Consider the following 24,223-nt stretch of genomic DNA (forward strand, 5'->3'; position numbering starts at 1 on the left):
GGAAATGCGCGCAGACGAGCGCCCGATCATTGTTGACGCACTCGACATACAGGATAGGGGCGACGAAATTGTGCTGCGCTGCCGGACGGGCGAAGGCAACGACATTGTCTTTCAATTGAGCGACAAGCTTGCATCCAAGCTGGCCGCAGCCTTGAAGGCGCGCGACGAGGCGCGCTTTGCAGGCCATGAATGCCTGCATCCCGGCGAGCTCAACGCCTCGAACGACGATTGAGCGCTAAGCGCTTGGAGCGCGTCCCAGCGGCTGGATCACGGTTCGGCCGTCCACCTCGGCGATATGGGCGGTGACGCCATAAACGCTGCCGAGCGTCTCGTGGGTGAGCACCTGCGTGGGCAGCCCGTCGACCTTGATCTTTCCAGCGTCGATCAAAAGGATGCGGCTGCACCAGCGGGCGGCCAGTGCCAGATCGTGAATGCAGACGAGCACGGTCGTGCCGCCTGCTGCCAGGTCCGTCAGAACCTGCATGAGATCGATCTGATGGCCGGGATCGAGCCCTGCGGTCGGTTCGTCCACGAGGAGCAGCGGCGCTTCCTGCGCAAGCGCCCGGGCGATCAGCACGCGGGCGCGCTCGCCGCCGGAAAGCTCCGTTGCAGGCACGGCGCGCAGATGGCCCACATCCATCTGCGCCATCGCGCGATCGATCGCCTTCAGATCGGCCGTAGCCAAGGAGGCGAAAGGCTTGCGATGCGGCGTCCGGCCAAGCGCGACGAGATCGGCGACGGCGATGGGCCAGGCGATCTCACGCTCTTGGGGCAGATAGGCGATGCGCCGGGCTCGATCTCCGGCACCCATGCGACGCAGATCGTCGCCGTCGGATTCCATGTCGCCGTGGCTGGGCAGAAGGCCGACAAGGGCGCGCAGAAGCGTCGATTTCCCCGCGCCGTTGACGCCGACAAGCCCGATCAGTTCGCCCTTTTTCGCGGTAAAGGAGACGCCATCGAGCACCCCCCGCCGTCCGAGCGTCGCCGACAGGTCCTGAACGACGAGCGCGCTCATGCCGCGCTCCGGCGATGCTTGACGACAAGCCAAAGGAAGAAGGGAGCACCGATCGCAGCCGTCAGCACCCCGAGCTTCAGGTCGCGTTCCGGAGCGATCAGGCGAACGGCCACATCTGCCGCAAGCAGCAGAGATGCGCCGCCCAATGCGCTGGCCGGCAGCAAGCGCGACGGCTGCGAGCCGACCAGTGGGCGAAGGAGATGGGGAACGATGAGGCCGACGAAACCGATGGCGCCTGCGACGGCCGTTGCCGCACCGACGCAAAGGGCCGTGCCGAATGTCGCCAGCAGGCCCACCCGACGCATGCTCGTGCCCATGCTGGCCGCCGTGTCGGTGCCGAGCGTCAGCGTGTCGAGCGCCCGGCCGAGACCTGCGAGCAGCGCCCAGCCGGCGAGCATGAAGGGCGCTGCCAGATAGACGTGGACCATTGATCGATCCGCGAGCGACCCAAGCATCCAGAAGACGATTTCGAGCGCTGCGAACGGGTTGGACGAGAGATTGAGCACCAACGAGGTCATCGCTCCGGCAAGGCTCGAGAGTGCAACGCCCGCCAGGATGACCGTCAGGGCGCTGCCCATCCGGCCAGCAAGCAGATGCAGAGCGACGACGCAGGCAAGCGCACCGACAAGCGCCATCAGTGGCAGGGCAAGTGCAAAGGCCGCTGCCATGCCGCTATGGATCGCGACGACCGCGCCGAGCGAGGCCGATGCGCTGACGCCGAGCAGGCCGGGTTCGGCGAGTGGATTGCGCAGATAGCCCTGCAGCACCGCCCCGGAAAGCCCGAGCGAGGCGCCGATCATCAGGCCAAGCAGCGCCCGCGGCAGGCGGATTTCCCACATTACCAGCGCCAATGCGCTTCCGTCGGGCGAGGCAAGCACGCGAAGGCTGTCGATCGGCGAGAGATCGGCCGGCCCGGTCAGAAGCGACAGGAAGAACAGCATAAGCACGAGCACGGAGAGCCCGCCGAGCAGCGCCTTGGTGCTGGCTGCGCGTGTCATGGCCGGCCAACCGCGATGTCGGCTGCAGCATCCTGCAGGAGTTCGATCGCATCGAGGGTGAAGGGCCCGCCGCACACCCAGTGCGGGCCGGGCAAAGAAAGCGTTCGGCTCGTCGCCGCAACACGCCGGAAGGCGGGATGTGCGAAGTTTTCCTCGGCACGCACGCGCACTTCGTCGCCGTCATCGGTCGTCAGGAGAATGTCGGGCGCCTGCATGACCATGACTTCGAGCGGCACGCGCCCCATGCCCGTGACGCCGAGTGCATCGGCGACATTGGTGAGACCGGCGGCTTCAACGACCGCATGGGCAAGTGTGCCGGGACCGAGCGCATAGCTGTCGGGCTCGTAGATGGCGACGTCGATGTCCGACGGTTCGCTGGCCAGACCGGCAAGCCGCGCATCGAATGCGGCGACGAGATCTGAAGCCTGGCTTTCCCGCCCCAACAGCGTGCCCATGCGCAGAAGGTTCGATCGGATGTCTTCGAGCGAAGCTTCGGGCGCGAATTCTTCGACGCGAATGCCGAGCCGGCGAAGCATCGCGACCGTGCTGCGTGTTGTGAACGTGCCGGCCAGCACAAGATCCGGCTGCAGTTGATGGATTTCCTCGGCGCGCCCGTAATTGATCGGATAGGCCAAAGCAGCCTCGGCCAGCATCGAATAATCTGCGTCGCGGGCGAGGCTGGATATTGAGATCAACTGGCCGGAGGGGGCAAGCAGCATGGCCAATTGATCGGTGCAGACATTCATCGACACCACGCGCTGCGGCACGGTTTCGGCACTGGCTGCCGGCGCGGTGGCAATCGCCACCACGCCGGCAAGGCTCAGCATAAAGATGCGCACAGCACGCGTCAGAACGCTCCCCTCAGTCCAACGAAGGCCGTCCGGCCTTGCGCGTTGTAGCCGAAGATCTCCTGGTAATCCTCGTCGAACAGGTTCTCCACCCGGCCATAGGTCTCGAACGTCTCGTTGAACCGGTAGCTGCCGCCGACATTCACCGTCTGATAGGCGTCGAGCGTCACGCGGCTGGGCAGCGTCGGAACGAAAGCGACATCCTCCATCTCGCCGTTGAAGATCACTTCGCCGAAAAGCGACGCGCGCTTTTCCATGAAGCGATAGGTGAGGCCGAGCGATCCCGAGTGGCGGGGTCTGCGCACTTCGGCAAGGCGCGGTCCGCCGCTCTGGCTCTGCTCGCTGGCGTCGAGGTAGGTGTAGCTGCCCTGTGCGGAAAGCCCGGATCCGAGGTCGAGAGTCGCGGCGATTTCGATCCCCTGGCGGCGGCTTTCCCCGAGCAGGTTGATCGGCGTGGATGCGTAGGTCGGTGCCGGCCCGAAGACCGTTGCGATCTCGTTGGTGAGGTCCTGATTGAAATAGGTGAGATCGACGATGAGCGCTCCACCGAGGAAGCCTTGCTCGATGCCGATATCGAACCCGATGCTTTCTTCCGGAACGAGATCGGGGTTTCCGACGAAGCTTTCCGGATCATAGCCGAATTGCTCGATGAAGGTGGGATTGGTGACGCCCGTCCCGATCGAGGAGTGCAGACGCGTGAGCGTGCCCGGAACGGCCCAGGCACCGCTGAGGCTGAACGTCGTGGAATCGGCGAAGCGGTCGTTCAGATCGTGACGGATCGCGCCATTCAGAAAGAACTGCCCGAGATACTCGCCGCGATATTCGGCAACGAACGAGTTCCCATCGCGGCTCTGGCGTTCGGTCAGGTGAGACGGCAGGTAGGTTTCCCGCTCGAACTCGTACCCGCCTGTGATCTTGTGCGTGGCGTCGAGCAGGTTCGGCGTGTCGAACGCATAGGTCGCCTGATAGGAAACGGTGACGCGGTTGCCGTCGCTGGATGTTGCAAGCGCTCCATCGGTGAAGTTTTCACGGAACGTGTCGTTGCCGGAGATTCGCAGATTTTGCGTCCAGGCGCCATCGGCAGATTCATGCGTAAGCCCGAGCGAACCAACAAGCTCTTCTGTAGCCGTTTCCTCGTCGCCATCGACGACCAGGCCGACGAACGGGCCCGGCAGGAAGTCCGGCGGTCCGAGCGTCTCGAAATTCTGCGGATCGAGTTCGCTGCGGCGATTGACGTAGCGAAGCGTGCCGTCGAGCGTCAGCCCCGGCATCAGGTCATAGGCGAACCGGCCGTTGAGCGTGGCATTGCGGTCGCCGTCCTTCTCCGAGCCGAACGGCGAGACATTGTAGCCGTCGCTGCGTCGGAACGTGGCGCCGAGCGACAGATCGAAATCGTCGCGCCCGCCACTCAGCGTGACGCCGCCGAGCACGGTGCCGTCGGTTCCGGTCTCGCTCCGTACGTTCGTCCTGAAGCCGCCACGCTCGCCGCGCTTGGTGATGACGTTGATGACGCCCGAGAGCGCGTTGGACCCATAAAACGCGCTTTGCGGCCCACGCAGGACCTCGATACGTTCGATGTCGGACGTCATGAGGCTGCCGAAATCAAACTCGCCGGCCGCCGTGTCGCTGACGTCCACGCCGTCGATCATGACGATGACGTGGTTGGCTTCCGCGCCGCGTACGCGCACCTGCGTCTGCGCCCCGATCGATCCCATGCGGGAGACGGACAGTCCGGGAACCGTGCGCAGGATATCGGCAACCGACGTGACCTGGCTTCGCTCGATATCCTCGGCAGTGATCACGGTGAAGGCGCGGCCGGATTTTTCCTGGGCCACGGGTGTCAGCCCGTCGGTGACCAGCAGACGGTCGAGAACGGTAGTGGTCTCGGCATCCTGAGCGTTGGCAACGCCGACAGCTGCCAGCAGGATCGCGCCTGCTGGAATGAATATTCTAAGCAATGTGTCTGCCCCTTCGGGTCATGGAACGGCACGGAGGCACGCTCCCGGTTTCATCAGAAACCGCAGACGGACGGACGGCAGAGGCGATATGCACAAAGGCTCACCAAAGGTCGCACCCGGCGTGCGGCAACACTCTTTCAAATGTCACCGCCACGGACGACCGCGCATGGACCACACCCCGTGTCCACGCATGGGTGACTGGAACAGGCAGGTCTCCTGACTTCCGCGTCAACGCTCCATCTTCCGCCTTCCCGAATGTGCGAACACACCCAGTGGCATCGTGGAAGGAAGCTCGGCGGCTACAGTTGCGGGGGCAGTTGCGGGATTGGCCAGATGGCCGAACCGCATTCCCTTTTCATCCACCCGAAGGTGAAACCCGTTCCGAGCACACGTTTAGGGGTGGGCGTTCCTTGGGTCAATCCGCCGGCTCGCCCATGCTGGGAAATCTTCGCTCCAAGAGATTCTTTAGAGCGTCTCGATCGTTTTCAGAGCGCCATCCAGGGCCTTGCCTTCCTCGTCGAGAAGGGCGGCTTCGCGCAGACGCCGCAGCCAGTCGGCCGCATCCTCCCGGTGGCGGATCATCGGCAGACCGTCCATGACGCGTCGGTACTTCGACAGGCCGCGCTCGTGCGTGTCGGAATATCCCTTGATCAGGCGCCGGCATTTCAGCACCTCGACGGCCAGATCGTAATTGATGTCGCGGACCGACAGCGCCGTTTCCAGCCATTGCGTCATGTGCTTCATCTCCACCTCGTGGCGGAGCAGGCGTCGTCGCGCGGGCTTCAAGGTCGCAATCCCGTAGAGCATGCCGAAGCCGACGATGCCGTCGGTGCGGATGCGGCGGCCGCGGTTGAACACCTTGTCGAGGGCGCCGAACACCCTTGGGCTGTTCTCGATCCAGCGTCCGAGCCGGACAGGCAACGTGCCGCAGATTTCCTGCATGCGCGGATGAAAATACTCCGTCACATGGGCGATGGCGTCGCCGCCGATCCCCTGTTCGCGCCGCAGCCGCGCTTCGCGGCTCGCACGGGTCTTGAGGTCGGCCACGCGAATGATGTCGTCATAGACCATCGCGTTGGCGATGTATTTGGCGGCCTCGATCGACAGCCGCCATTCATGCGCAGCATCGTCGGTAGCGATGACCTTCTTGAGATGGTCGAGATAGTCTCGGCCGTAGGCGAGATCCTGGTAGTCCACGACCTTGCGTAGACCACGACCGGCCATGTCCTGCACGGGAGCAGGGAGGTCGCCGATCATGTTGCGCAGCGTGCGCCATTCGGAAACCAGCGCTTCGGGACCTTCCGGATCGCGCGCTTCGGCTTTCACCGCTTCGGGAACGGCGACCGACGGTGTCTTTCCGCCTGCAAGCGCAAGGTCGCACGCGGCATTGAACGCCCGCAGGCTCGCCTCGACGCCGCGGCCGGAACGCCGGATGGTCGCCTCGTAGGCGTCGCGCTCGAAGGGCAGGGCGCCGCTGCCGGCAAGGGCTCCGAACAGGCTGGACGAAATCACGCTGCCAGCATCGACCGCGACCTGCTCCATGTCGAAGCAGACGAGGCGATGTGCGGCGGCGGCAACGGCTTCCGTCACGCCAGGTGAGTCCGCGCGGCCATCGCCTGGCACGATCTTCTCGGAAACTGCGAGGACCCGGTGGGCCGAGGCGATCAGCGTCGTGCGATCCGGCGTCACGAAGCCGCGCATGACGGCGCGCCCGGCTTCCATGAGTTCCGCGGCGATGAGGATATCGACGTCGCCGGGAGCAGGGCTCAGCGAGAAGATCGGGTCACGTCCGGTGTCGGGCGCCATTTCGACGTAATAGATCGTCGCCCCGGTGCGCTGGGCGACGCCTGCGACCGATGTCGACTGCGCGCGATAGCCGGCACTTTCGGCCAGATCGATCACCCAATCGGTGAGCACGCCGCCGCCCTGGCCGCCGACGGCCAAGATTGCGATCTTGATGATCGATGTCGTGGCGTCCACGCCATCGGTCGGGAGGTCGGGGAGGCGGTGAATGGTCATCTCAATTCTCCGCGAAGATCAGGCGGCTGCGTTCGCGGCGGTTCTTGAGCCAGCCGATCACCCGGCGTCGCAGCCGGTCGGCGAACCGGTCGACACTTGTCGGGTTTTGGATGAGGTCGGCGCGGTAGAAGGACGGGCAGAGCACGGCGGCATCGGCCACCTCGCCGCAATTGCCGCAACCGACGCAGCTCTGGTCGATGCTGGCAACCGGATCGTCGCGCAGCGGATCGTCGAGTTGCTTGACCGAAAGCGACGGGCAGCCCGAAAGCCGCATGCAGGCGTGGTCGCCCGTGCAGACATCCTCGTCCACGCCGAACCGCGGGCGCACCACCCGTTCGCCGGCCTTGAGCGCGGCCTGCTTGAGCGGCTTTTCGCGGCGCTGGCGGTTCAGCATGCATTCCGAAGAAGCGATGATGACCTTCGGGCCCGTTTCCGGCGTCGTCAGTGCTTCCTTGAGCGTGGCCTGCAGCTTGCCGACATCATAGGTGCGATCGATCTGGCGCACCCATTCCACGCCCATGCCCTTCACGGCCTTGGCGATCGGGTGCTTGGTCGATTTGGAGCGATTGTCGGCGCGCGACGACAGCACGTCCTGCCCGCCGGTCGCGGCGGAATAGTAATTGTCCACGATGACGATCACGCCATCGTTGCGGTTGAAGACCGCGTTGCCGATCGAGGAGGTGAGGCCATTGTGCCAGAAGCCGCCGTCGCCGACGAACGAGATCGAACGCCGTTCCGCTTGTCTGTCGTTGAAGGCGGAAGCCGAAGCCGGGCCGAGGCCGTAGCCCATCGTCGTTGCGCCGAGCTCGAAAGGCGCGTTGATCGAAAACAGATGGCAGCCGATGTCCGAGGCAATGTGGTGCTTGCCGAGTTCCTGCTCGACGAGCTTGGTGGCGGCGAAGATCGGCCGTTCCGGGCACCCGGTGCAGAAGCCCGGCGGCCGCATCGGCACCTTCGTCTGCAGTTGCTGAATGCTGTCGCTCGGCAGCGGCGTGTTCGGAGCCCGGCCCTTTGAAGGCAGGATGCCGCCGCCATGCTCGTCGAGGAACGTGCGGATGCCGTCGAGCATGACCTGGCCGGTATATTCGCCAGCCATCGGGAAGGGGCCCTTGCCGATCAGCTTCGTCGTTCCACCCGCCTTGTAGAGCATCGAACCGAAGGCCTGCTCGATATAGTCGGGCTGGCCTTCCTCGACGACGAGCACTGCGTCCTTCCCGGCGCAGAAATCGAGGAATTCGTCGTTCAGCAGCGGATAGACGCAGTTCAGAACATAAAGCGGAACCTTCGTCTCGCCGTAGATATCGGCAAGGCCGATGCGCTGCAGTGCGCGCAGGACCGCATTGTACATGCCGCCCTGCAGGACGATACCAACCTTGGCTTCGTCGGGGCCGAAGAATTCGTTGACGTTGTGTCTGCGGATGTAATCCATCGCCTGGGGCAGGCGCTTGTTGATCTTTTCCTGCTCGTGCAGGAACGAGGCCGGCGGCAGCACGATGCGGTTGGTGTCGCGGCGGGGATTCTCCAGCGCATCGCGCACACTCATGCCCGGCCGCTTGTTGTCGGACGCGGTGAAGCGGCCATGGACGTGGCAGCCGCGAATGCGAACCTGCATCATGACCGGCGTGTTCGACGCTTCGGACAGCTCGAAGCCGTGGCGGACCGTCTCGACGATCGATGGCAGGTTAGGACGCGGGTCGAGCAGCCAGATCTGGCTCTTCATCGCAAAGGCGTGGCTGCGCTCCTGCATGATGGAGGAGCCTTCGCCGTAATCCTCGCCGACGATGACGAGCGCGCCGCCGGTGACGCCGCCGGATGCGAGGTTTGCCAGCGCATCCGACGCGACGTTGGTGCCAACCGTCGATTTGAAAGTGACTGCGCCGCGGATCGGGTAGTGCACCGAGGCCGCGAGCATCGCAGCTGCCGTGGCTTCGGAAGCGCTCGCTTCGTAATGCACGCCGAGTTCGCCGAGAATGTCCTGCGCGTCCGCCAGCACGTCCATCAGATGGCTGATCGGCGCACCCTGGTAGCCGCCGACATAGCCGACGCCGTTTTCAAGAAGTGCCTTGGTGATGGCCAGGATGCCTTCGCCATGGAACGTCTCGCCCGCACCCATGCGCAGCTTCTGCACTTCCTTGGCAAATGAACGTTCGGCCATTGAGGGTCAGTCCTTTCAGCATGGAAAGCTGGAACAATAAAATATGCAAATGCATATTCATGCCCGCAGCCGATGCAGTCAAGGGCAGCCTCCGCTCAAAAGTCGTGGCGGCGAATGTTCCTCAGGATTTTGTGCAGCGTGGCGATGAACGCTTCGCGCTCCGCCGGATCGATGCCGACGAACATCGCTTCATAGGCAGACAGCATTGTCGGCCACGCGCCGGAGAAGCGCTGGCGCCCCTCTTCGGTGATGAAGATGTTGCGCACGCGATTGTCGTCCGCCGCGGCTTCCCGGCGGATGAGCCCCTCGGATTCCATCTGGTCGAGCGCACGGCTGAGCGTCGATTGCTCCACCACCGCGTAGACCGCAAGTTCGTTGATGCGCAGGCCGTCATTGATCGAGAGAACGGCGAGCGCCCGCATCTTCGGCGTGGTGATGTTCGCCGCCGTCAGATCTTCCCGGAGCGCCTGGTTGTAGCGCCCCATGATGCGGTTCATCAGATAGGGCGCGAACCGCTGCAGGCCGATTTCGCCGAGCGTCCTGCCGGAGTCCATGTGTTCGACGGCATCATCGCGATCTTCCGCACGCTCAGGTGCTTCCGTCTGCTGCATGGCGCTTCCCGACCCTTGGCGACGCCGTCCATAGGGCCGGCGCATCGTTTTCGTTGCCGGGGCTTTCTAGTCAAGTTTCGGGCGGCCCGCTACTGCGACCATAGTTCTCGCTCATGCATCCGGATCGAGGACGGCCTTCAGGAACTCGCGCGTGCGTTCGCGCTTGGGGTTGGTGAAGAGCTCTTCCGGCGGTCCCTGCTCCTCGATCCGCCCCTTGTCGAAGAAGCAGACCCGGTCGGACACCTGCCGGGCAAACTGCATTTCGTGCGTCACGAGCAGCATCGTCAGCTCGTGCTCGTTGGCCAGTTGCCGGATGACCTTGAGCACCTCGCCGACGAGCTCAGGATCGAGCGCGGATGTCGGCTCGTCGAACAGCATGATCTTTGGCCGCATCGCGAGCGCCCGTGCGATGCCGACGCGCTGCTGCTGACCGCCCGACAATTGATGTGGATATTTCGTCGCCTGATCGGTCAGGCCCACCATCTCGAGCAGTTCCTCGGCGCGGTCCTTCGCCTCCTTCTTGGAGAGCCCAAGGACCTGTGTCGGGGCTTCCGTCAGGTTGCGCAGCACCGTCATGTGCGGGAAGAGATTGAACTGCTGGAACACCATTCCGAGCTTCTCGCGCATCTTGCGCAGATGCCTTTCCGAAGCGGCGACCAGCTTGCCATCCTTCTGCTCGTGCCACAGCGGCTCGCCCTCCACGGTGACGACGCCGTCCTGGATCTGCTCCAGCGTCATCAGGATGCGCAGCACGGTGGACTTTCCCGATCCGGACGGTCCGATGATCGTGACCAACTCGCCCGGATTGACTTCGAAATCGAGATGATCGAGCACGGTGTGAGAACCGAACCGTTTGACGACCTTGTCGAATTTGATGATCGGTTCGGTCATTTGAGCGCGATCCCTTTCTTGGGCAGGGTTTTATCGAGATAGCGAACGCCGCCTGAAGCGATCAGCGTCATGATCAGGTAGATCAGGCCGACGAGCGACAGGGGCACGATGTAGTTGAAGGTGCGGTCGCCGATGATCTTGGCGACGTTCAGAAGTTCCATCACGGTGACGACCGACAGGATCGGCACATCCTTCATGATCGAAACGAGATAGTTTCCGAGTGCCGGGATGACCCGTGGGATCGCCTGCGGAAGAACGACATGGGTGAAGGTGCGCGTGGAGGAAAGATTGAGCGCGCGCGCCGCTTCCCGCTGGCCCCGCGCCACCGCTTCGATGCCGCCGCGATAGACCTCCGCCATATAAGCCGAGTACTGGATGCCGAGCGCCAGAGCGCCCGTCATGAATGCGGGCAGGAGCAGGCCGTATTCTGGCAACACGTAATAGAGGAAGAAGAGCTGGATCAGCAGCGGCGTGTCGCGCACGAATTCCGCCACCGCATGGGCCGGCCATGAAATCAGCCGCGAGGGCGCGGCCTTCAGCACGGCAAGCACGAGACCCAGCACCAGCGCGATGCCGAAGCCGAGCACGGCGGCCTGGATCGTGACGAGAACGCCGGTCAGCAGGATCGGCAGGATCGACCAGGCGAAGACCAACGGACCAGCGCTCGTATCCCATTCATATCCGAACAGCATCGCTCACACCCTCGCTGTCTTCCAGCGCCCGACAGAGCGCTCGAGGAGTTTCATGATGGCGGTCAGAACCAGCGCCATGCCGAAATACATGAACAGCACGATGGTGAAGATCGTCGTGCTGTCCTGGGTGAAATTGCGCAGCTGCTCGGCCCGGAAGGCGAGATCCTGCAGGGTGATCAGCGAAACGAGAGCCGTGTCCTTGAGGTTCTGGACAGCGAGATTGCCGAATGTCGGCATCATCTCGGGAATGGCCTGAGGCAGTGCCACACGCCAGAGCGCCTGCCGCGGCGTGAAGTTCAACGCCTTGGCCGCCTCATACTGGTCATGCGCGACGGATTGGATCGCACCGCGCACGACTTCCGCGCCATAGGCGCCGATATTGAGCGACAGTGCCAGAACGCCGGCGACCACGGGCGACATGCGCAGATCGACGCCGATTGCCTGTCCAGCGACCGGCAGCGCGAAAAACAGCCAGAAAAGCTGGACGAGGAGCGAGGTGCCTCGGAAGATTTCGATGTAGACGACGGAAATCCAGCGGGCAAAGCTATTGGTTGAGGCTTTGCCGATGCCGGCGGCGAAAGACAGGATCGCGCCGAAAATCGTTGACCAGACGGTGAGCTGGATCGTGACCCAGGCGCCGCGCATCAAGGGCGCGAAATATTCAGTCCATTCCATACCTGTCCTTTCGGTTGCCCGTCGAGAAGTGTGGTGCGGATAGCGGTTGCCCCGCCCGGTGCATCACCGGACGGGGCATGACATTGGTTCAGATAGGATTATTCAGCGGCGCAGAGTTCTTCGGTCGTCGCATTGAAGGAACCCTCGATATCGGCTTCGGTGAAGCCGTAGCCCGAAAGGATTGCGCGCCACTCGTCAGTTTCCTTGAACGTCAGCAGCGCTTCGTTCCAGGCATCGCGCAGGCCTTCGTTGTTCGACGCGAAAGTGAAGCCACCCCACGAGCGGACTTCCTCGCCATCCACGACAGGATCGACGAATTCTGCCGCTGCTTCGACATCGTCGCTCTGATTGTCCAGTTCGCCGACGGTCAGGCCGGTTGCGGCATAGGCATCGGCACGTCCGGTCGAAACGGTCGAGATCGCGTCGGAGTTCGACTGGATGGTGACCATGCGGTCTTCCGGAACGCCGAGAGCCTGCAGCATTTCAAGCTGGTCTGCACCGGCCATGATGGCGACGGTGATGTCCTCACGCTCGGCAAAGTCAGAGAACGAATGCACATCCGACGGATTGCCGGAAGCCACGAGCAGGCCTTCGCCATAGGACGTGCTCGGCTCGGAATAGACCACCTGCTGGCAACGATCGGGCAAGATCGCCATTTCGGCGGCAACGACGTCGAACTGGTCGGCCTGGAGGCCAGGGATCAGGGAGGAGAACTGCGTTGTTACCCACTCGATATTCTCGATGCCGAGCTCTTCGGCGATCTGCTTGGCAACGTCCGGGCCTGCGCCCATCGCTTCACCATTCGGGTCAACATAGCCGTAGGGGATTTCGTTCGCCACTGCGATGCGGATCGTCCCACTTTCCTGGATTTCTTCGAGCGATGCTGCCTGTGCCGCACTGGCTATTCCGAAAAAGGCGACGCCTGTGGCGAGCGTGGTGGCAAAAGCTTTGGAAAATGTCGACATGGATGTTGTCTCCCAACATGGTGGTTTGTGTGACTTGTCCGAAAACCGGACGTGGAGTGTGCTCCTGTCTGCGAAGCTGTGAAAATGAAGCGGCTGTCCTGCGACTAAAATGGCAAGAATATCGGCCCCTTAATGCCTAACCTAACGCCCATCGCTCTGCCGGATCAATAGATGCGGCCAAATTTTGGCAAAGGATTGCGCCCGGCTCCGTAGCGAGTGCGCTGGGCAATCGCATCAATTTGCGCGTAATTTGCCCATCCAGTGATCGATGAACCGCATCTTCTCCGCTACGCTTTGGTTGACGAGAAATGGATAGTAATCCTGGTGGCCTAGACTTCGGTTCATCGCATTCATCAGAAGGGCGGTGGACATCCAGCGCTGCAGCGTCAACGCGAACACATCCTGGCCATAAGGGTCGAATGCTTCGACCGATTGGTCCACGCGATAGGCTTCCGCCGTCTCAACGCCATCGACGATATGGAGGTAATGCGCGAAGGTTTCGGCCCAATCCTCCCATGGATGCGCGGTGGAGTAAGCCGAGATATGCCGCGTCTGCCAGTCGGCAGGTGCGCCCTCGCTGTAATAGCGCTTCAGAGCTTCGCCGTAGTCTTCCCGCTCATCACCGAACAGAGCGCGAAACTCTGTGTCGAAGCCTTCGATCAAGAGCAACCGTTCCCAGAAGTAGTGGCCCGATTCATGGCGCATGTGTCCGATCAGAGTGCGGTAGCGCTCGTCGAGCCTGGCGCGTCTGAACTCGCGCAGATGCGCATCGGCCTCCGTTGCATCGATGGTGATCACGCCGTTCTGGTGTCCCATCGTCACGTCGCCGGCGCCACCGTGTTCTGCGTTGACGAGAATGCGGAACGAAAGGCCGGTCGGGTCCTGTCGCTTCGGATAGATCGGAATGTCCATGCGAAGCACGCTGTAAAGGAAGCGGCGCTTTGCGACCTCGACCTCCGTCCAGCGCCGGCGTTGTTCCGGATCGTCGACTGGTGGGATCATCTCGTTGAGATCGCAGGAAAGGCAGTAGCGGCCTTCCTGCTGAACCGTCCAGTTGCATCCGGAATGAATGTGATTTGTGCAGAAGAACCGCGGCTCATGGTCGCTGTCGACGCAGACGAAACGATTTTCCTCCGCCGCATAACCGATCGTGGACCCGCAGGCCGTGCAGAGCGTATTTTCGAAGAAGACCTGGGTTTGGCAGGTCGGGCAGGGAAAGGGGCGCATGGGATACTTCACGTGAGGCGATGGGGCCGCAATGGTCGGATCGGCACCGGCAGTCGCGGAAAACTGGAGATACGGGGCATCGTTGCCCGCACGGTCCCTAATGCACGGCACCGCGTTTGGTTGCGCCGTTGGCGCATTTGCGGGGGTGACCCGGTGAATTTGCGCAGCGCAGCATGCTTTTTGATTTACGTACATCAGAATTTTCGCTAGGCGGGTTTCGGGAGGAATTCGAATGCGGCCGACGGTCCACGACATCGCTGAAAAGGCGGGCGTCAGCCTTGCCACGGTCGACCGTGTGTTGAACCGGCGCAAGGGTGTGCGGGCTGAAACCGTCATGCGGGTCGAGCAGGTGATCGCATCGCTTGGCTACCAGCGCGATCTCGCCGCTGCCAACCTCGCCAAATCCCGTGTCTATCCGCTCGTCTTCGTTGTGCCGGAAGGCGAAAACAGCTTCATGCGCGGCCTCGAAATGGCGGTGCACGAAGCCAGACGGCGCTCGTCGGTCGAGCGAACCGACATCCGGCTTCTGACGGTGCCACCTTTCGACGAATCGGCGCTGGCGCGCGCACTCGACGGTCTGGAAATCGGCGGCCTTGCCGGCGTCGCGCTCGTGGCGACGGAGTCGCCCGCGGTGCGTCGTTCCGTGGCGCGGCTTGCCGATGCAGGCGTGCCGGTCGTCACACTCGTTTCGGACCTCCCGAGCGCGCGCCGGCGCCATTATGTGGGTGTGGACAATGTTGCGGCCGGCCGAACGGCGGCAAGCCTTCTAGGGCGGTTTCTCTCGCATCGGCAAGGCAAGGTCGCGGTTTTGGCCGGTTCGATGCTTGTCCGCGACCATGTGGAGCGTCGCCTCGGCTTCGATCAGGTGATGCGCGCGGAATTCGCCGAACTCGAAATTTTGCCGGTCATCGAGGGCCGGGACGAGGCCGAAACGGCAGAGCGGCTGGTCGGCGAAATGCTCGATCGCGAACGGGACGTCGTCGGCATCTACAGCCTCGGCGCCGGCAATCGCGGACTGATTTCAGCGCTGAAGGCGCGGGGGCTCAATGGCAAGATCGAGGTGGTCGCACACGAGTTGACCGACCACGCACGCCAGGCGCTGGCAGACGGCGTATTCGCCGCCGTCATCAACCAGGATGCGGGCCACGAAGTGCGCAGCGCGATCCGCGTGATGAAGGCCTTGGCCGATGGCGTCGACCTTGTCGACGGGCAGGAGCGCATCCGCATCGACATATTCCTGAGGGACAATCTGCCGTGACCGACAGGCCCGATTCTTCGACAGTCGATTTCATTTTTGAGGTACGTAACGCATGTTTTTAGGGCTTGACCTCGGCACTTCGGGTGTAAAGGCGCTGCTGATCGACGGCGATCAGCGGGTCGTGGCGTCTGCCAACGCTTCGATCGAGGTGTCGCGGCCCCATCCAGGTTGGTCCGAGCAGGATCCTGCCGACTGGGTCGAGGCGACCCGGGTGGCGCTTCTGAGCCTGCGTGACAGCCATCCGGCGGAAATCGGTGCGGTACGCGGTATCGGCCTGTCCGGCCAGATGCACGGCGCGACGCTCATCGACGCGGCCGGCAATGTGCTGCGCCCGGCGATCCTCTGGAACGACACGCGCAGCCATCGCGAAGCCGCCTTGCTCGATGCCGATCCGCAGTTCCGGCATTTGACCGGCAACATCGTCTTCCCCGGTTTCACCGCGCCGAAGCTGTTGTGGGTCCGCGACAATGAGGCGGGCGTGTTCGCGGCCACCGCAAAGATCCTCCTGCCGAAGGACTATCTGCGCTTCTGGCTGACCGGCGAGTTCATCTCCGAAATGTCGGATGCGGCCGGCACCGCATGGCTCGACGTCGCGCGCCGCGACTGGTCCGATACGCTTCTGGCAACGTGCGGGCTCGACCGATCCCACATGCCGGCTCTCGTCGGAGGTACCGCACCGGCCGGGCGGCTGCGCAGCGATCTTGCGGCTGAGCTTGGTCTGCCCGCCGGCATCATCGTGGCCGGTGGGGCAGGCGACAACGCCGCGTCCGCCTGCGGCATGGGCACGGTCGCCTCAGGCTCCGCCTTTCTGTCGCTCGGCACCTCCGGCGTTCTCTTCGCAGCCACTGACAGCTACCGGCCGAATGCGGAAAGCGCGGTTCACACCTTCTGCCACGCGCTGCCCAACACCTGGCATCAGATGGGCGTCATCCTCTCCGCCACCGACGCGATGAACTGGCTTTCGTCGGTCGTCGGCGTCAAGCCTGCAGAACTGACGGGCGCGGTCGGCGGTGAACTTCAGCCGCCATCGTCGCTGCTCTTCCTGCCTTACCTCTCCGGCGAGCGCACGCCGCACAACGACGCTGCGATCCGCGGCGCGTTCCTCGGGCTTGGCCACGAAAGCGACCGCGGCGCCATGACGCGCGCCGTCATGGAGGGCGTTGCCTATGCCTTCCGAGACAGCCGCGATGCGCTCGAAGCCGCCGGCACGAAGCTCGATCGGGTCACCGCGATCGGCGGTGGGTCACGCTCTGACTACTGGCTCACGGTGATCGCGACGGTGCTCGGCATCCCGGTCGATCTGCCGGCAGACGGCGATTTCGGCGCGGCCTTCGGTGCCGCCCGCCTTGGCCTCATCGCAGCCGAGGGGGCCGATCCCGTATCCATCTGCCTGGCCCCGGCGATCGCAAGGACGATCGAACCCGTCGCCGGGCTCCAATCCGCATTCGAAAAGGGCTTCGCGCGCTACCGCAAGGCCTATCCCGCCATCAAAGGAGTGTTTCAGTGAGTACAGGTTTCTTCGGCGAGATTGGCAAGATCCCCTTCGAGGGCAAGGACAGCACCAATCCCCTTGCGTTCCGCTTCTATGATCCGAACGAGATGGTTCTCGGCAAGCGCATGGAAGACCATCTGCGCTTTGCGGTCTGCTACTGGCATTCCTTCGTCTGGCCGGGCTCCGATCCGTTCGGCGGCCAGACCTTCGATCGCCCGTGGTTCCCGGCCGACACCATGGACCTGGCGCGCAAGCGCGCCGATGTCGGCTTCGAAATGTTCGAGGCGCTGGGTGTTCCCTATTTCACCTTCCACGACGCCGATGTGCGCCCGGAAGCGGAAACCTTCACCGAGAGCCGCGACCGGCTGAACGCGATTGCCGACTACTTCGAGGAAAAGATGGATGCCTCGGGCATCAAGTTGCTCTGGGGAACGGCCAATCTCTTCTCGCACCGCCGCTACATGGCAGGCGCCGCCACAAACCCCGACCCGGACGTCTTCGCCTATGCGGCAGCGACCGTGAAGAGCTGCATGGACGTGACCATGCGCCTCGGCGGCGAGAACTACGTGCTCTGGGGCGGGCGCGAAGGCTACGAGACGCTGCTCAACACCGACATGGGCCGCGAACTCGACCAGATGGGCCGCTTCCTCTCCATGGTGGTCGAATACAAGCACCGCATCGGCTTCAAGGGCACCATCCTGATCGAGCCTAAGCCGCAGGAGCCGACCAAGCATCAATACGACTACGATGTCGGCACGATCTACGGCTTCCTCAAGCGCTACGGCCTCGAAAACGAGGTGAAGACCAATATCGAGCAGGGCCACGCAATCCTCGCCGGCCATTCCTTTGAGCACGAGCTTTCGCTCGCGACAGCTCTTGGCATTTTCGGCTCGATCGACATGAACCGGAACGACTACCAGTCGGGCTGGGACACGGACCAGTTCCCCAACAACGTGCCGGAAATGGCGCTCGCCTATCTCGAAGTGCTGAAGGCCGGCGGTTTCACGACCGGCGGCACCAATTTTGACGCGAAGCTGCGCCGCCAGTCGCTCGATCCGGAAGACCTGCTGATCGCCCATATCGGCGGCATGGATTGCTGTGCCCGCGGTCTCAAGGCCGCCGCCCGGATGGTCGAGGACAAGGCGCTCTCCGGCCCGCTCGCCGAGCGCTACGCCGGCTGGGACAAGCCGCAAGCGAAATCGATGCTCGATGGGTCGATGACCCTCGAAGCAATCGAGAAGCGCGTGATCGACGATCAGGTCGATCCGCAGCCTCGTTCAGGTCGCCAGGAGTATCTGGAGAACATGGTGAACCGCTATGTCTGAGCGCGCGCTGCGCCCGACGGTTGAAAACCCATCAGCGAATGGGAGGTGCGCCCGTGCTGTCGCGGCGCACCAGGGCGACCGTCAGGCGCACGCTGTCGACATCGTCGCTGTTCCCGGAAAGCCGGGCAAGCAGCATGCGCGCCGCGGCCTCGCCGATCGCGGTGCGCGGCTGGTGGATCGTCGTGAGCTTCGGAATGAAATGCTGCGCGATTTCGATGTCGTCGAAGCCGACCACGGACACATCTTCGGGAACGCGGACGCCGTGACTGTGCAGTTCAGCCATGAAGCCGCAGGCCATGGCATCGGAAGAACAGAAGACGCCGGTCGGGCGGTCGGAGGTGGCGAGCCAGGCACGCGCTGCAACGACGCCGGACGCCAGAGAGAAATCGCCTTCGAAAAACCAGTCGGGCTCGACCGGAAGCCCGGCGGCCTCCAGCGCCGCGATCGTGCCTTCACGGCGCTTGATGGTCAGCACGTTGTCGAGCGGGCCGAGCACGTGGCCGATCTTGCGGTGTCCAAGTTCGATCAGATGGTTGACGGCGAGCACCGCGCCTTCGGCATTGTCGATCGTGACGGACGGTTCGCCGAACCCTTCCACCCATTCGCAGGCGAAGACGACCGGCGGACGGGAGCGGGTGCGACGGTAATCGGCAAACAGGCTTTCGGGGATCGCGCCATCGAGCACGATCAGCCCGTCGGCGCGGTTGTTGTGGAGATATTGCGCGATCTGAAGGTCGGCACCCTTCGGCTGCTGCGTGTCGGCGACGAGCACGTTGAAACCCGCCTCGGACATCACGGCGGCGACACCCGACAGGATCTGCGAGAAGAACGGATTGGAGAGGTTCGGAACGAGAACGACGATACCGCCGGTCTGCTGCCGGCGCAGGTTCCTGGCCGCATGATTGACGATGTAGCCGGTCTCCGCGATCGCGGCCATGACCGCGGCGCGCGTCGCTTCGGTGACCATCGCCGGGTTGGTGATGGCGCGGCTGACCGTCGCGGTCGAGACGCCTGCCGCACGGGCCACATCGATGATCTTGGGGCTGAAATTGGGGTCGTGGCGGTTCATGGATCTGTCGCGATTCCTGTCGTCCGTTCTCTGCGCGAATTTCTATCGAAGAGCAAACTTGACTCACGTCGAGAGATCGGTGATCGTGCCTGTAATCGATTACATACGCGTTTGGACGCAATTGCAATCGATTACATGCGCAAGGAGCGGCATTCGCCAAAGGCGGGGTCGGCGCAGAGGAAATGGGGAGCTCCGGCTCCGGGAGGATCAGTCGCATGAAGACCATCAAGGGCCCCGCGCTCTTTCTTGCCCAGTTCGCCGGTGACGAAGCACCGTTCGATTCATGGGATTCCATCACCAAATGGGCCGCCGATTGTGGCTATAAGGGCGTTCAGGTTCCGAGCTGGGACGGCCGCCTCATCGACCTCGAGAAGGCTGCATCCTCCAAGGATTACTGCGACGAGTTCCAGGGCAAGGCGCGTGAAAACGGCGTCGAGGTCACTGAGCTCTCCACCCATCTTCAGGGCCAGCTCGTCGCTGTTCACCCGGCTTTCGACGAGGGCTTCGATGGATTCACGATCCCCGAGAAGCGCGGGAACCCCAAGGCGCGCCAGGAATGGGCCGTCGACCAGGTCAAGAAGGCGCTGACGGCTTCGCACAACATGGGCCTGACGGCCATGGCATCGTTCTCCGGCGCACTCGCCTGGCCCTACATCTATCCGTGGCCGCAGCGTCCGGCTGGACTGGTCGAAACGGCGTTCGACGAACTCGCCAGGCGCTGGAAGCCGATCCTCGACCATGCCGAGGAATGCGGCGTCGACGTCTGCTACGAGATCCATCCGGGCGAAGACTTGCATGACGGGATCACCTACGAAATGTTTCTCGAGCGCGTCGGCAACCATGCGCGCGCCAACATGCTCTACGATCCGTCGCACTACGTGCTGCAGTGCCTCGATTACCTCGACAATATCGACATCTATGCCGACCGGATCCGCATGTTCCACGTCAAGGACGCGGAGTTCAATCCGACCGGCCGGCAGGGCGTCTATGGTGGTTACCAGAGCTGGGTGAACCGCGCCGGTCGCTTCCGTTCGCTCGGCGATGGCCAGGTCGATTTCGGCGCCGTCTTTTCCAAGCTCACCGCGAACGATTTCGATGGCTGGGCCGTCGTCGAATGGGAATGCGCCTTGAAGCATCCTGAGGACGGGGCCCGCGAAGGTGCGGAATTCGTCAAGCATCACATCATCCGCGTCACCGAAAAGGCCTTCGACGACTTCGCCGATGGCGGCACCGACGAGGCGGCGAACCGCCGCATGCTCGGGCTGGATTGAGTCGCGAAGGCGAGGAGGGACGACAATGGTTTCGGGACGCAACGAAAAGATCGCCGGCAAGCTCAGGCTCGGCATGGTGGGCGGCGGCAAGGATGCCTTCATCGGCGGTGTCCACCGCATCGCTGCCCGCATCGACGGCGAATTCGAGCTCGTCGCCGGCGCGCTGTCGTCGACGCCGGAGCGCGCGCTGGAATCCGGCCGGGCGCTCGGCCTTGACGAGAAGCGCATCTACGGCTCGTTCCAGGAAATGGCATCCCGCGAAGCGCGCCGGAAGGACGGCATCGATGCTGTCGCGATCGTCACGCCGAACCACATGCACTACCCGGCAGCGCGCGAGTTCCTGAAGCGCGGCATCCATGTGATCTGCGACAAGCCGCTGACGTCGACCATGGCGGATGCGAAGAAGCTGCAGAAGCTTGCCAATGACTCGGATGCGCTCTTCATCCTGACCCACAACTACACCGGCTATCCGATGATCCGGCAGGCGCGCGAGATGATCGCGCGCGGCGATCTCGGCACGATCCGCGTGATCCAGGCCGAATATGCACAGGATTGGCTGACCGAGGCGGTCGAAGAGACGGGATCCAAGCAGGCATCCTGGCGCACGGACCCGGCCCAATCGGGCGCGGGCGGTGCGCTTGGCGACATCGGCACGCACGCCTACAATCTCCTAAGCTTCGTCACCGGTCTCGAATTGTCCGAGCTGTCGGCCGATCTGCAAAGCTTCGTGAAGGGGCGCCGCCTCGACGACAATGCCCATGTGATGATGCGCTTTTCCAGCGGGGCCCGCGGCATGCTCTGGGCCAGCCAGGTGTCGCCCGGCAACGAGAACGGCCTCAGGCTGCGCATCTACGGAGACAAGGGCGGCCTCGAATGGGGCCAGGAAGATCCGAATTATCTGTGGTTTACCCCCTTTGGCGAGCCCAAGCGCCTGATCACCCGCAACGGGGCGGGGGCCGGGGCCGCGGCGGGACGCGTCAGTCGCGTTCCGCCCGGCCACCCGGAAGGTTATCTGGAAGGCTTTGCGACGATTTATGCCGAAGCGGCCCGCGCGATCCGCGCCAAGCACGACAAGACGTCCGTCGACAAGGACGTGATCTTCCCGACCGTCGACGACGGCGTCGCCGGCATCGCCTTTGTCGAGGCGTGCGTGAAGTCCGCCAAGAAAAACGGTGCCTGGGTAAAACCATGAGCCAAGCTGCGCGCCGCATCGAGGAAACCGTAACCGTGCCGAAAGGCCAGACCGTGCTCGCCGCGCGCGCCGCGTCGCGGTCCTTCGGGCCGGTCCAGGTTCTCTTCGATGTGGATTTCGAGCTGAAGGCCGGCGAAGTTCATGCGCTGATCGGCGAGAACGGCGCCGGCAAGTCGACCCTGATGAAAATCCTGTCGGGGTACCTGTCGCCGACAGGCGGTCATATCGAACTGGACGGCAAACGCGTCGATTTCGCCTCCAGCGACGAGGCAGAGCATTCCGGCGTCATCCTGATCCACCAGGAATTCAATCTCGCCGAACAATTGAGCGTCGAGCAAAATGTCTTTTTGGGCCGCGAACTCCGCAAGGGTTTCTTCCTCGACCACAAGGCGATGCGCGCCGAAGCGCAGCGTCTCCTGAACGAACTGGAAACCAAGGTCTCGCCGGCGGCGAAGATTTCCGAAATCTCCGTTTCCGACAAGCAGATGGTGGAGATCGCCAAGGCGCTCTCGCGCAACGCCCGCGTGCTGATCATGGACGAGCCGACGGCGGTTCTGACCAACCGCGAGGCACAGATTCTCTTCCGCCAGATCGAGCGCCTGAAGGCGAACGGCACGGCGATCCTCTACACCTCGCACAAGCTCGACGAGATCGCCCGCCTTGCCGACCACATCACGGTCCTGCGCGATGGTCACCGCGTCGCCAATGTCGAGGCCGGCACCATGAGCGAGGATCAGATGGCGCAGGCCATGGTCGGCCGCGAACTGTCGAACATTTTCCCGGCAAAGCATGAGGTCGGTGCAGCAGAAACCGTGCTGTCGGTGCGCAACCTCACCGTCGGCTCGATCGTTCACGACGCCTCCTTCGAATTGAAGCGCGGCGAAGTTCTGGGCTTCGCCGGCCTCGTCGGCTCCGGCCGGACGGAACTGATGGAAGGCCTGATCGGCGTGCGCGACGCGCAGGGCACGGTCGAGATCGGTGGCAAGCCGTTCCGTGTCGGTTCGGTCAAGGATGCGCGCCGCGCCGGCATCGTCTATCTGACCGAGGACCGCAAGGGCCGCGGCCTGATCCTGACGCAGGGCATGCGCCCGAACCTGACGCTTCTGGCACTCGATCGCTTCGGCAAGACGATGATCGACGGCAAGGCGGAAGAGGCGGCCCTCGACAAGGCCATCAAGGAATTCGACGTGCGCGCACCGACGCGCGCCGTCCTCGTCGGCAATCTGTCGGGCGGCAATCAGCAGAAGCTGCTGCTCGCCAAGACGATGCTGGCCGAGCCGGACATCGTCATCATCGACGAGCCGACACGCGGCATCGATATCGGCACCAAACAGCAGATCTATCAATTCATCCACGCGCTCGCCGGGCAGGGCAAGAGCGTCATCGTCATCTCGTCGGAAATGGCCGAGATCATCGGCCTGGCCAACCGCGTCTATGTCATGCGCTCTGGCCGCATCACCGGCGAAGTCTCGGGCTCGGACGTGAACGAGGACGTGATCGTCCGCTACGCGATGGGCCTGGAAGGCAGAAAGTTCGACAGTCATGAGTGATCACGCCACCCCCCCCGCAAAGACGAAGTCGTCTTCCGGCTTCAAGATCGACTTCCACATCTGGGGTCCGGTCATCGCGCTCGTCGTGCTGGTGGTCGCCGGCGCGATGATGAACCCGAATTTTCTGAGCTACGGCAACGTGACGAACGTGCTGGCGCGCTCCGCCTTCATCGGCATCATCGCGGTCGGCATGACCTTCGTCATCACGTCCGGCGGTCTCGATCTGTCGGTGGGCTCCATGGCTGCCTTCATCGCGGGCGTGATGATCCTCATCATGAATGCGTTGGTGCCCTCGATGGGCGTGGGCATCGGCGTGGTCCTCGTCGGCATCGCGAGCGCGCTCGTCGTCGGGCTGGCAGCGGGTCTCGTCAACGGGCTTCTGATCACGCAGGCGCGCATCGAAGCCTTCATCGTGACGCTCGGAACGATGGGCATCTTCCGATCGCTGATCACGTGGCTTGCCGATGGCGGGACGCTTTCGCTCGATTACCAGGTTCGCGAGATCTATCGCCCCGTCTATTACTCGGGCTTCCTGGGCGTCGCCTGGCCGATCATCGTTTTCGCGATCATCGCGATCATCGGCGAGATCGTCATGCGCCACACGGCATTCGGCCGCCATTGCGCTGCCATCGGCTCCAACGAACAGGTATCGCGCTATTCGGCCGTCCACGTCGACCGCGTCCGCTTGATGACCTACGTGCTGCTCGGCATTCTCGTCGGCATCGCGACCATCATGTACGTGCCGCGTCTCGGCTCCGCCTCCAGCGCCACGGGCGTGCTCTGGGAACTGGAAGCGATCGCAGCGGTCATCATCGGTGGCACTGTGCTGAAGGGCGGCTTCGGCCGCGTATGGGGCACGGTCGTCGGCGTGCTGATCCTCAGCCTCATCGACAATCTTTTGAACCTCACGGATCTTGTGAGCCCGTATCTGAACGGTGCGATCCAAGGCGTGATCATCATTCTGGCCGTCGTGTTGCAGCGACAGAAAAAGGCTCAACGCTGACGGCCAGTC

At 63.3% G+C, this 24,223-nt stretch carries 21 protein-coding genes and 1 riboswitch; of the genes, 8 read left to right on the top strand and 13 right to left on the bottom strand.

The features are described 5' to 3' along the window. Positions 1–4: 4 nt before the first annotated feature. Positions 5–232 (top strand): hypothetical protein, encoded by a 228-nt coding sequence (locus tag GC125_RS04865; RefSeq protein ID WP_151984288.1) that lies wholly within the window; start codon positions 5–7, stop codon positions 230–232. Between the two features lie 3 nt (positions 233–235). On the opposite strand, the gene GC125_RS04870 is transcribed toward GC125_RS04865, so the two are convergent. The 12 genes from GC125_RS04870 to GC125_RS04925 form a co-directional block, all read right to left on the bottom strand. Further along, entirely contained in the window at positions 236–1,015 is a 780-nt protein-coding gene (locus GC125_RS04870; protein ID WP_151984289.1) for an ABC transporter ATP-binding protein, read from the bottom strand. Continuing rightward, positions 1,012–2,013, bottom strand: coding sequence for a FecCD family ABC transporter permease (locus tag GC125_RS04875; RefSeq protein WP_151984290.1), 1,002 nt, complete (start codon positions 2,011–2,013; stop codon positions 1,012–1,014). The genes GC125_RS04870 and GC125_RS04875 overlap by 4 nt, the downstream gene beginning before the upstream one ends. Continuing rightward, on the bottom strand, positions 2,010–2,852 hold the full coding sequence (locus GC125_RS04880) for an ABC transporter substrate-binding protein (protein WP_151984291.1): 843 nt from the start codon (positions 2,850–2,852) through the stop codon (positions 2,010–2,012). The genes GC125_RS04875 and GC125_RS04880 overlap by 4 nt, the downstream gene beginning before the upstream one ends. A gap of 8 nt (positions 2,853–2,860) precedes the next feature. Beyond that, positions 2,861–4,819 carry a TonB-dependent receptor plug domain-containing protein gene (locus GC125_RS04885; RefSeq protein ID WP_151984292.1) on the bottom strand — a complete coding sequence of 653 codons (1,959 nt, stop codon included), beginning with the start codon at positions 4,817–4,819 and terminating at the stop codon, positions 2,861–2,863. Positions 4,820–5,008: 189 nt separating this feature from the next. Further along, positions 5,009–5,214, bottom strand: a riboswitch (cobalamin riboswitch). Positions 5,215–5,284: 70 nt separating this feature from the next. Beyond that, a complete protein-coding gene (locus GC125_RS04890) occupies positions 5,285–6,838 on the bottom strand; it encodes an indolepyruvate oxidoreductase subunit beta family protein (protein WP_151984293.1) in 1,554 nt (517 codons plus the stop codon). A gap of 1 nt (position 6,839) precedes the next feature. Next, the gene (locus tag GC125_RS04895) at positions 6,840–8,993 is read right to left on the bottom strand and encodes a thiamine pyrophosphate-dependent enzyme (protein ID WP_151984294.1); all 2,154 of its coding nucleotides are present in this window, start codon (positions 8,991–8,993) and stop codon (positions 6,840–6,842) included. A gap of 95 nt (positions 8,994–9,088) precedes the next feature. Beyond that, on the bottom strand, positions 9,089–9,547 hold the full coding sequence (locus tag GC125_RS04900) for a MarR family winged helix-turn-helix transcriptional regulator (protein WP_151987572.1): 459 nt from the start codon (positions 9,545–9,547) through the stop codon (positions 9,089–9,091). Between the two features lie 168 nt (positions 9,548–9,715). Further along, complete coding sequence (ehuA, locus tag GC125_RS04905; RefSeq protein WP_151984295.1) at positions 9,716–10,495, bottom strand: ectoine/hydroxyectoine ABC transporter ATP-binding protein EhuA; 780 nt, start codon at positions 10,493–10,495, stop codon at positions 9,716–9,718. Next, a complete protein-coding gene (ehuD, locus tag GC125_RS04910; RefSeq protein ID WP_151984296.1) occupies positions 10,492–11,187 on the bottom strand; it encodes an ectoine/hydroxyectoine ABC transporter permease subunit EhuD in 696 nt (231 codons plus the stop codon). Before ehuD ends, ehuA begins: the two co-directional genes overlap by 4 nt. A gap of 3 nt (positions 11,188–11,190) precedes the next feature. Then, positions 11,191–11,862: an ectoine/hydroxyectoine ABC transporter permease subunit EhuC gene (gene ehuC / locus GC125_RS04915; RefSeq protein ID WP_151984297.1), complete on the bottom strand. Its 672-nt coding sequence runs from the start codon at positions 11,860–11,862 to the stop codon at positions 11,191–11,193. 98 nt (positions 11,863–11,960) lie between these two features. Then, positions 11,961–12,827, bottom strand: coding sequence for an ectoine/hydroxyectoine ABC transporter substrate-binding protein EhuB (gene ehuB, locus GC125_RS04920; RefSeq protein ID WP_151984298.1), 867 nt, complete (start codon positions 12,825–12,827; stop codon positions 11,961–11,963). A 234-nt stretch (positions 12,828–13,061) separates the two neighbouring features. Next, positions 13,062–14,054, bottom strand: a complete 993-nt coding sequence (locus GC125_RS04925; RefSeq protein ID WP_199864450.1) for a zinc-binding metallopeptidase family protein — start codon at positions 14,052–14,054, stop codon at positions 13,062–13,064. A 232-nt stretch (positions 14,055–14,286) separates the two neighbouring features. Here GC125_RS04925 and GC125_RS04930 point away from each other — a divergent pair, with 232 nt between their 5' ends. The 3 genes from GC125_RS04930 to xylA are packed head-to-tail and all read left to right on the top strand — an operon-like array spanning position 14,287 to position 18,129. Then, complete coding sequence (locus GC125_RS04930; RefSeq protein WP_151984300.1) at positions 14,287–15,312, top strand: LacI family DNA-binding transcriptional regulator; 1,026 nt, start codon at positions 14,287–14,289, stop codon at positions 15,310–15,312. A gap of 52 nt (positions 15,313–15,364) precedes the next feature. After that, positions 15,365–16,819, top strand: a complete 1,455-nt coding sequence (gene xylB / locus GC125_RS04935; protein WP_151984301.1) for a xylulokinase — start codon at positions 15,365–15,367, stop codon at positions 16,817–16,819. Beyond that, positions 16,816–18,129, top strand: coding sequence for a xylose isomerase (gene xylA, locus GC125_RS04940; protein ID WP_151984302.1), 1,314 nt, complete (start codon positions 16,816–16,818; stop codon positions 18,127–18,129). Before xylB ends, xylA begins: the two co-directional genes overlap by 4 nt. Before the next feature lie 31 nt (positions 18,130–18,160). On the opposite strand, the gene GC125_RS04945 is transcribed toward xylA, so the two are convergent. Then, complete coding sequence (locus tag GC125_RS04945; protein WP_151984303.1) at positions 18,161–19,198, bottom strand: LacI family DNA-binding transcriptional regulator; 1,038 nt, start codon at positions 19,196–19,198, stop codon at positions 18,161–18,163. 215 nt (positions 19,199–19,413) lie between these two features. Here GC125_RS04945 and GC125_RS04950 point away from each other — a divergent pair, with 215 nt between their 5' ends. From GC125_RS04950 to GC125_RS04965, 4 genes are read left to right on the top strand one after another with little or no spacing between them, the layout of a single operon-like run. Further along, on the top strand, positions 19,414–20,469 hold the full coding sequence (locus tag GC125_RS04950; protein ID WP_151984304.1) for a sugar phosphate isomerase/epimerase family protein: 1,056 nt from the start codon (positions 19,414–19,416) through the stop codon (positions 20,467–20,469). 25 nt (positions 20,470–20,494) lie between these two features. Further along, complete coding sequence (locus GC125_RS04955; protein ID WP_151984305.1) at positions 20,495–21,661, top strand: Gfo/Idh/MocA family protein; 1,167 nt, start codon at positions 20,495–20,497, stop codon at positions 21,659–21,661. Further along, entirely contained in the window at positions 21,658–23,211 is a 1,554-nt protein-coding gene (locus GC125_RS04960; RefSeq protein WP_151984306.1) for a sugar ABC transporter ATP-binding protein, read from the top strand. The genes GC125_RS04955 and GC125_RS04960 overlap by 4 nt, the downstream gene beginning before the upstream one ends. Beyond that, positions 23,204–24,214: an ABC transporter permease gene (locus GC125_RS04965; protein ID WP_151984307.1), complete on the top strand. Its 1,011-nt coding sequence runs from the start codon at positions 23,204–23,206 to the stop codon at positions 24,212–24,214. Before GC125_RS04960 ends, GC125_RS04965 begins: the two co-directional genes overlap by 8 nt. The last annotated feature ends 9 nt before the right edge of the window (positions 24,215–24,223 follow it).

Origin of the sequence: Rhizobium sp. EC-SD404 (genome assembly GCF_902498825.1) — a bacterium.
Lineage (GTDB): Bacteria > Pseudomonadota > Alphaproteobacteria > Rhizobiales > Rhizobiaceae > Georhizobium.